This window comes from Ilumatobacter sp. (genome assembly GCF_041688325.1).
In the GTDB taxonomy this organism is placed as follows: domain Bacteria; phylum Actinomycetota; class Acidimicrobiia; order Acidimicrobiales; family Ilumatobacteraceae; genus Ilumatobacter_A.
The window spans coordinates 21,126-28,421 of the sequence record NZ_JBDNIJ010000044.1; the positions used below are offsets into that span (position 1 = coordinate 21,126).

Annotated in this window: 8 protein-coding genes and 2 tRNA genes; 5 read left to right on the forward strand and 5 right to left on the reverse strand. The window is 63.5% G+C overall.

Features of this window, described 5'->3' with window-relative positions:
• Window positions 1-30: 30 nt before the first annotated feature.
• Complete coding sequence (locus tag ACH2EI_RS03450) at window positions 31-1,242, reverse strand: aspartate aminotransferase family protein (protein WP_395152961.1); 1,212 nt, start codon at window positions 1,240-1,242, stop codon at window positions 31-33.
• A 25-nt stretch (window positions 1,243-1,267) separates the two neighbouring features.
• Here ACH2EI_RS03450 and ACH2EI_RS03455 point away from each other — a divergent pair, with 25 nt between their 5' ends.
• Both ACH2EI_RS03455 and ACH2EI_RS03460 read left to right on the forward strand, forming a co-directional pair.
• The gene (locus tag ACH2EI_RS03455) at window positions 1,268-3,466 is read left to right on the forward strand and encodes a beta-glucosidase family protein (RefSeq protein ID WP_395152960.1); all 2,199 of its coding nucleotides are present in this window, start codon (window positions 1,268-1,270) and stop codon (window positions 3,464-3,466) included.
• Between the two features lie 36 nt (window positions 3,467-3,502).
• On the forward strand, window positions 3,503-3,871 hold the full coding sequence (locus tag ACH2EI_RS03460; RefSeq protein WP_395152959.1) for an FKBP-type peptidyl-prolyl cis-trans isomerase: 369 nt from the start codon (window positions 3,503-3,505) through the stop codon (window positions 3,869-3,871).
• A 1-nt stretch (window position 3,872) separates the two neighbouring features.
• On the opposite strand, the gene ACH2EI_RS03465 is transcribed toward ACH2EI_RS03460, so the two are convergent.
• The 4 genes from ACH2EI_RS03465 to ACH2EI_RS03480 form a co-directional block, all read right to left on the reverse strand.
• The gene (locus ACH2EI_RS03465; protein WP_395152958.1) at window positions 3,873-4,271 is read right to left on the reverse strand and encodes a hypothetical protein; all 399 of its coding nucleotides are present in this window, start codon (window positions 4,269-4,271) and stop codon (window positions 3,873-3,875) included.
• Window positions 4,272-4,336: 65 nt separating this feature from the next.
• On the reverse strand, window positions 4,337-4,771 hold the full coding sequence (locus tag ACH2EI_RS03470) for a DUF3237 domain-containing protein (RefSeq protein ID WP_395152957.1): 435 nt from the start codon (window positions 4,769-4,771) through the stop codon (window positions 4,337-4,339).
• Between the two features lie 151 nt (window positions 4,772-4,922).
• Window positions 4,923-4,996: transfer RNA gene (locus ACH2EI_RS03475), tRNA-Gly, on the reverse strand.
• A 52-nt stretch (window positions 4,997-5,048) separates the two neighbouring features.
• Window positions 5,049-5,834, reverse strand: a complete 786-nt coding sequence (locus ACH2EI_RS03480; RefSeq protein WP_395159137.1) for a TetR/AcrR family transcriptional regulator — start codon at window positions 5,832-5,834, stop codon at window positions 5,049-5,051.
• Window positions 5,835-5,963: 129 nt separating this feature from the next.
• Here ACH2EI_RS03480 and ACH2EI_RS03485 point away from each other — a divergent pair, with 129 nt between their 5' ends.
• The 3 genes from ACH2EI_RS03485 to ACH2EI_RS03495 all read left to right on the forward strand — a co-directional run bounded on the left by ACH2EI_RS03485 (window position 5,964) and on the right by ACH2EI_RS03495 (window position 7,294).
• Complete coding sequence (locus ACH2EI_RS03485; RefSeq protein WP_395159139.1) at window positions 5,964-6,692, forward strand: DUF2786 domain-containing protein; 729 nt, start codon at window positions 5,964-5,966, stop codon at window positions 6,690-6,692.
• Entirely contained in the window at window positions 6,689-7,180 is a 492-nt protein-coding gene (locus ACH2EI_RS03490) for a hypothetical protein (RefSeq protein WP_395159141.1), read from the forward strand. Before ACH2EI_RS03485 ends, ACH2EI_RS03490 begins: the two co-directional genes overlap by 4 nt.
• Before the next feature lie 36 nt (window positions 7,181-7,216).
• Window positions 7,217-7,294, forward strand: a tRNA-Pro gene (locus tag ACH2EI_RS03495).
• Window positions 7,295-7,296 lie beyond the last annotated feature (2 nt).

Below are 7,296 nucleotides of genomic sequence, written 5' to 3' on the forward strand. Positions count from 1 at the left end.
GCTGGGCGATGTGCGCCCAGCGAGGAAATGTCAAGAGACCACGGTGGCGAGGACGTCGACGATGCGATCGACCTGCTCGTCGGTCGTGACGAGCGGCGGGCAGTACGTGATCGTGTCGGTGCCGATGGCCCGGGTGATCACACCAGCCTCGATCATCGCGTCGCGAATTTGCATCGCGTCTTGGTCGGAGCGCAAGCCGACGGCGAACACTGCGCCCTCGCCGCGGACGTGATCGACGCCACCGTCTTCGGCGATCGCTCTGAGCCCACGTTGGAGGCGGTAGCCCATACCTTGACCTGCTCGGAGCAGCTTCTGCTGCTCGATGATCTCGATGTTCTTCAGTGCTGCGGCGCAGGCGGCCGCGTGCCCTGAGTAGGTGTAGCCGTGGCGCAGGATGAAGTCGGGATCGGCTTCGAGCGCGTCGCGCACCTGCTGGCCGACGATCACTCCGCCAAGCGGTTGGTAGCCAGAGGTGACGCCCTTCGCGAACGTGGTGAGGTCAGGCGTGACGCCGTAGTGCTCTGCAGCAAACCACGTTCCGAGCCTGCCGAATCCGGTGATCACCTCGTCGAAGATCAGCAAGGCGCCGTGCTGATCGCACAGCCGTCGCGCGTCAGCGAGGTAGCCGTCGGGCGGCGGGAAGACACCGGCGGCTCCTTGCAGCGGTTCGGTGAGCACTGCAGCGATCTCGCCGGATCGCTCGGCCATGAGTCGGGAGAGTGCTTCGATGTCGTCGGCAGGAACCTGCACCACCTCGTCGAGCAGCGTGCCGTAGCCGACCTTGTTGAGCGGGAGGCCTTGGGCGCTGGTGCCGCCGTAGTTGGTGCCGTGGTATCCCCGCTCGCGGGAGATGATCAGCCGTCGTTCGGGGTTTCCGTCGAGGGCCTGGGCGAGGCGGGCGAGCTTCATGGCGGAGTCGATTGCTTCGGACCCGGACCCGGTGAAGAACACCCGGGCTTCCGGCATCGACGTGAGACTGACGATTTTCTCGGCGAGCGCATCGGCGGGTGCGTTGGTGAACGGGTCGAAGCAGGAGTATGACGCGATCTGGCGAATTTGAGCAGCGACTGCGTCGGCCATGTCGCCGCGTCCGTGACCGATCTGGCAGTACCACAGGCTTGCCATTGCGTCGATCATCTCGTGCCCGGTGTGGTCCCAGACGAGGGCGCCGCGGCCATGTGTGATGCTCGGAAAGCGCTCACGTGTCGGTTTCGCGAATGGGTGTAAAAAGGCGCCGGGCATGGGCCCATTGTGGCAGTCTGCGACGATGCTCACTCACTTTGATGCTGCTGCGGCTCGAGTAGCTGCTGGCGCGGACCACCACGCCGAGGCAGCGATGCTTGTCGCGTCGATGACGCTTGCCGAGCGACTCGGCTGCCTCGATGGCGACACGCCGTTTTGGCCCGGGCTGTTCGACATGACGTCGGGCGGTTATTACACCCACACCTGGCCAGCGGCACAGGTCGAACGCCTGGGTATTCCGGGGATCGAGTTCGCCGATGGTCCACGCGGATGTGTGGTGGGTGACGCGACGGCGTTCCCGGTCAGCATGGCGCGAGGTGCGTCGTTTGATCCTGGGCTCGAAGAACGCATCGGCGAAGCAATCGGCCGCGAATTGCGCGCCAGCGGTGCAACGTTCACCGGTGCCGTCTGCATGAACCTGCTGCGGCATCCGGCCTGGGGGAGGGCCCAGGAGACCTATGGAGAAGACCCGCATCACGTCGGCGTGATGGCGCAGAACCTGACTCGTGGATTGCAGCGCCACGTCATTGCCTGCATGAAACATTTCGCGGTGAACTCCATGGAGAACGCACGTTTCAGCGTTGATGTGCAGGTTGGCGAACGGGCATTGCATGAGGTGTACCTGCCGCATTTCGAGCGCGTCGCCGGCGAGGGCGTTGGCTCGGTCATGAGTTCCTACAACTCGATGAACGGTGAATGGTGCGGTGAGAACGAGACGCTGCTGACGACCATCTTGCGAGAGGAGTGGGGCTGGGATGGCTTCGTCGTCAGTGACTTCATCTTTGGCTTGCGTGACGCCGCCAAGTCGGTCCGCGCTGGCCTCGACATCGAGATGCCATTCCAGCAGCAGCGTGCGCTGGCACTTGTCGATGCGCTCGAGTCGGGCGAGCTGACCGAGTCGCACGTCGACACTGCAGTGACGCGCATCGTCGCGACGCTGTTGCGATTTAACGATGTGCTCACTGCGCAGCCGTCGATCGATGTGGTCGGCTGCGACGAACATCGCCGACTCGCGCGGACGGCAGCGGCGGCGTCGACCGTGATGCTGCGCAACGAGGGCGCGCTCTTGCCGCTCGACCCGAGCGCTGTCGGCAAGATCGCTGTACTCGGCCGACTCGCCGCGGTCAAGAATCTTGGCGACGGTGGATCGAGCGATGTGAAGGCGACCAATGTCGTAACGCCCCTTGCCGGCCTGCGAGCACGCTTTGGTGCCGATCGCGTTGTCCATTCCGACACCGACACATCGGTGACCAAAGGGGCCGACGTTGTGATCGTTGTCGTTGGCTACACGAAGGCCGACGAGGGCGAGTACATCGATGACAACGGCACCGCTCTGCTCATCGGCGAACTGTTCCCGCCGATGGATCATCCGACGTTGGGCGTTCTGCAGGCTGCGGCACCGGCACCGGCACCTGAGTCGCCAGGTTCCCAGAACCCGACCGAGGACGCTGTGGCGACGCCAGCTGCAGAGGCTGAAGGTCAGGGTGGCATGTCGCCGGGTGGCGATCGCACGTCACTGCGCCTGAGCGATGCCGACGAGGCACTGATCGCGGCGGCTGTCGTTGCGCACCCGAACGTCGTCGTGTCGGTGCAGTGCGGTTCAGCCGTGGTGATGCCCTGGGCCGAGTCGGTGTCGGTGGTGCTCGTGAGCTGGTACGGCGGTGTCGAGGGAGGTTCGGCATTGGCCGACGTGCTTGTTGGCGACGCCGAACCGGGTGGCCGCCTGCCGTTTGCGATTCCCACGGATCCAAACCATCTGGTCGACTTTGACAAGGACGCGACGCACGCGAACTACGACCTCTTGCACGGCCAGTGGAAGCTTGACCGAGATGGGAACACAGCGCATTTTCCGTTCGGCGCTGGCAACGGCTACTCGACGTTTTCGATCGACGCTGCCCACGGGACAGATGCTGGCGCAGGTGTCGAATTCTTGATGACCAACACAGGTGATCGAGCGGGTTCGACGGTGGTGTTCGTTGACGCAGGCCTTCCAGTGAGCGCCCATCTCCGTCCGGCGCACCGGCTGATCGGCTTCGCTCGAGTGGATGCGCTCGCAGGTGAGACGACCACGGCAACGATCGACCTCGACTGGTCGATGACCGACCTCCGGATCGACGGCGACTGGTTGACCGAGCCAGGTGAGTACGTCGTGACGGTCGGTCAGTTCGCGGGTGACCCAGCAGCGATTTCGTTCCTGATCCCTCGCGGCGAGTCAACCGGCTGAGGGTCGGAGCGCATCGAGGCGGTTACCCTTCGCGGAATGCAGAAGCCTGAAATCACCATCCCCGCCGAAGATCCGCCAGCGGAGCTCGTCGTCGACGACATCACCGTCGGTGATGGCGACGAGGCTGTTGCGGGCCGTGCAGTCACCGTTCACTATGTAGGCGTCTCCTGGTCGACGGGTGTCGAATTCGATGCCTCGTGGAACCGTATGGAGCCCTTCCAGTTCGGCCTCGGCCAGAGCCAGGTCATCCAGGGCTGGGACGAAGGCGTCCAGGGGATGAAGGTCGGCGGTCGACGCCGTCTCACCATCCCGCCGCACATGGGCTACGGCGCAGCAGGCGCAGGTGGCCTCATTGCCGGCAACGAGACGCTTGTCTTCGTTGTCGATCTCCTCGGCGTCGGCTGACTCAGGGTTCGAGCACGACCCAGCCGCGACGTTGCAGTTCGGCCGCGAGCTCTTCAACGGGTACATCGCTCAGTGGTGAGGTCTTCGCCGGGGGAGTGTTGGGCCGTTTGGCAGCCGTCGTACGCGGCGAAGGTTTGGCCGCGGCAGGTTTCGGGGCTCTGGCCGCTGGGGGAGGACGTGATCCCGGGGGAGGTCCGTCGCCGTGGATCTCGGTGTGGAGCCGCTCGATGAACTCGTCGGCTTCTCCACTGGTGAACTTGCCATTTGCCTGACGTTGCGAGAATCCCATTGGTCCGCGGGCATCACGATAGTCGGAGTGCCCTGCGGCTTCGAGGAGCTCGAGGAGCTCTCGGAGTTGCTTGCCGTTCGCTGGTGGACCGGACGATTGACCAAACGCCATGCCGCACTCTCCCACACGGCAGCGGCGAGTGGTCGTCCTTGGCGTCGACCAATCCTGACCGGTGATCAGATCGAGTAGATCTCGTATTCAACACCGTCGGGCGTGGTCGTGCCGATGGCGACACAGAACAGGTTGTTGAGCCAGCTATAGCGTTCGTCGCCTGTCTCGAATCGTGGGGCGGTACGGATGCTGGCGGTGCCGTCCTCGTTGCGGGTGCCGAACCCGGTGTAGGTGACGTAGATGTCAGCGCCGTCGTCAGTTCGAAGTGAGAGGCGGACGTCGAGCGCAAAGCCTCCGTTGGCAAGAATGGTCAGCCAATCGCCAGCGGCGACTCCGTCGGGGATGGCTGCGTTGATCTTCGGCCCGACGAACGTGCCGCTGGAAACTGTGGCCACGACCTTCGTGCCGAATGGGCCGCCAGCGACCATTGGCCGCTCCACGTCGTTCGTGCGAGCCGAGAGGGTGCCGATGTGTGTAGCGGGAAGTGCGTCGAGAGTCATCGGCCGAACGTAAACGGTCCGACATCATTCGAACGATGTGGGCTACTGATGCGGGAACGCAATGTCGGGACAGCACGTCGGCGGAATCGGATCCCTGACCCCTCGCTCAGCAGATGTTTCTGCCGAACTGAGGCGATCAGGTGAACTCGATTGGAGCGGGTGAGGGGAATCGAACCCCTGTAGTCAGGTTGGAAACCTGAGGTTCTACCATTGAACTACACCCGCATGGTGTGACAAGCATAGCGGCCCAGAGCGCGACGGTGACCTGTCGATCCGACTACTCGGCGGAAGTAAGCGGGTTGAGCTGCGCAGCAAATGAGCTGTGCCACACGTGGCGGATTCGCTCAAGGCCATGGCCGAGGAGGCGGCGTTGGTAGTCGTATGCCTCGAAACTCGTGAGCACCATGAGGGCGTCGAGGAGCATCTCTCGATCGGGTGAGTGGTCGCACTCGGGGGCGAAGTGTTCGGCCAACTGTGACCGGATGATGCACGTCAGCGCTCGCAGGCCTTCCTCGATTGCTGGGATCTTCTGTGCCTTGATGTGAGCGACTCGACTGACGGCGTAGGCCGTCGAGTGAACCCGCAGCCTGGTCTCGACGTAGACGTCGATCCGGCGTTCAAGGGGGCCGACACCGAGGTCGGTGATTGCTCGCAGCGGCATTGTTTCGTGAACTGCGTGATCGACTGTCAGCCGAACAAGATCGTTGAGGTCATCGAAGTAACGAAAGACTGACCGGTGCGAGACGCCCGCGCGGTCAGCAATTTCTGGAACGCTCGGATCGAGCGACCCTTCACGAATGAGCTGGAACAGTGAGATGATGACAGCGGTGCGGTTGCGAGATCGACGAAGTGAACGGCCGTCGAACTCATTGCCAGTTGTGACCACGTCGTTGCCCGCAGCGAGGCCGACCAAGTCACGGGGGAGAGGAGCCGTGAAGCTGCTCATCCCCCGGTCGATGATCTGTTCAGTGATCGCAGCCGCGTCGGCAGTCGAAACCGTCGCGGCCCACTCGCGGTGCTCAAGGCGCGTGGGCGTTGCTGTCGAACCCAAAGCAGCTTGCATCTCCATAAGATAGAGCAGTAATGGGCGGTTTGGTGAGTTGACATCGAAGACTTGCTCATCAACCGACAACACCTCCCGCATGGCCGCGCAGTGGCATTGAGCTGGGGTGGAGCAAGTATTGGCAGAAATATGACTTATGATCCCACCGCTGACTTGCTGGTTCGTGTCCGCAAACTGCTGGACAAGGCAGAGGGAACGAGCAACGCTCACGAGGCCGATGCATTCTCACGCAAAGCAGCACAAATAATTGCGACGCACCGGATCGATCCGGCCCGACTCGTCGAGATCGACCTGTCTGATGAACTCCGTGTCCGCGAATTCGAACTCGGGAGAGGGGCCTATGTGCGGGCGCGTCTGTCGCTTCTGCAATCCGTCGCCGAGGTGCATGATGTGCGCGTGGTCTTCGAGTCGCGACCCGACGGCACGGTTGCGATGGCAGCGGGCTTTCGGAGCGATCTTGACGTTGTCGAGGTGCTCTACAACTCGCTCCACCAGCAGGCGGCGTCGCAGATGGCGCGTGAACGTCGAGGGACACCAGCAGCGACCCAACGCTTCCGACGGTCGTTCCTTTTCGGGTTTGCCGAGAAGATCAGGCAAACACTGAGAGATTCGCAGGCGGTTGCCGCAGGCTCAGTGCGGGCCGTCGATGATTCGGGACGCCGTGAGCTTGCCGTACTGAGCCGAAACGCTCGGATCGATGATTTTGCAGGGACGGCTTTCGGTCGGGTGCGTACGGCTCGGGCGCCGAGTGCGGCCCAAGCAGGTGGTTGGGACGCCGGTTCAGTCGCCGCCAGCCGAGCGGACGTCGGAAGATCGAGGCTTTCTGGTCGACGCAGCATCGGGCGCGGCAAGCAATGAGCGACTCGGACCGCCTCGCGCTGTACGCAGCAGAGTTGGCGGCGTTCGACGGTACCGACCTCGAAGCGGCCCGGCCGTTTGATCAGGTACGAATGCTCATAGACGCTGTTGTGGCCGACCCGTGGTGGCCTGGCGGGGGAGTGGAGGTTCGAGCCGCCCGGTCGGATGCCCAATCGTCGAGCACTCGGTGCGCCGCCTCTGGCGGAGGCTCGGGCACGATCCGCCTAGCTGCCTCACAGACCACGATCGCTACGGTGGCGCACGAACTTGCGCACGTCCTCGCTGGTCCGGAGAACGGGCACGGCGCGCTGTATCGCCGGGCGTACCTCGACGTGGTGCGGGTAATGACGAATATCGACTCGACCGACCGTCGCCTCGACCTCCACGTCAACCAACTCACCGAGGCGTTCGGCGCTGCTGGGCTGGATGTGGGGACACGCCGTTGGCCTGCGCCGCCGGCTGGAACAGGCAGCGCGTTTGCGCTCTAACTCTCGTTAGGCTCCTCAGGCCCATCAGGGCGGATACGGGGTGTAGCGCAGCTTGGTTAGCGCGCCTGCTTTGGGAGCAGGAGGCCGGGAGTTCGAATCTCCCCACCCCGACCACA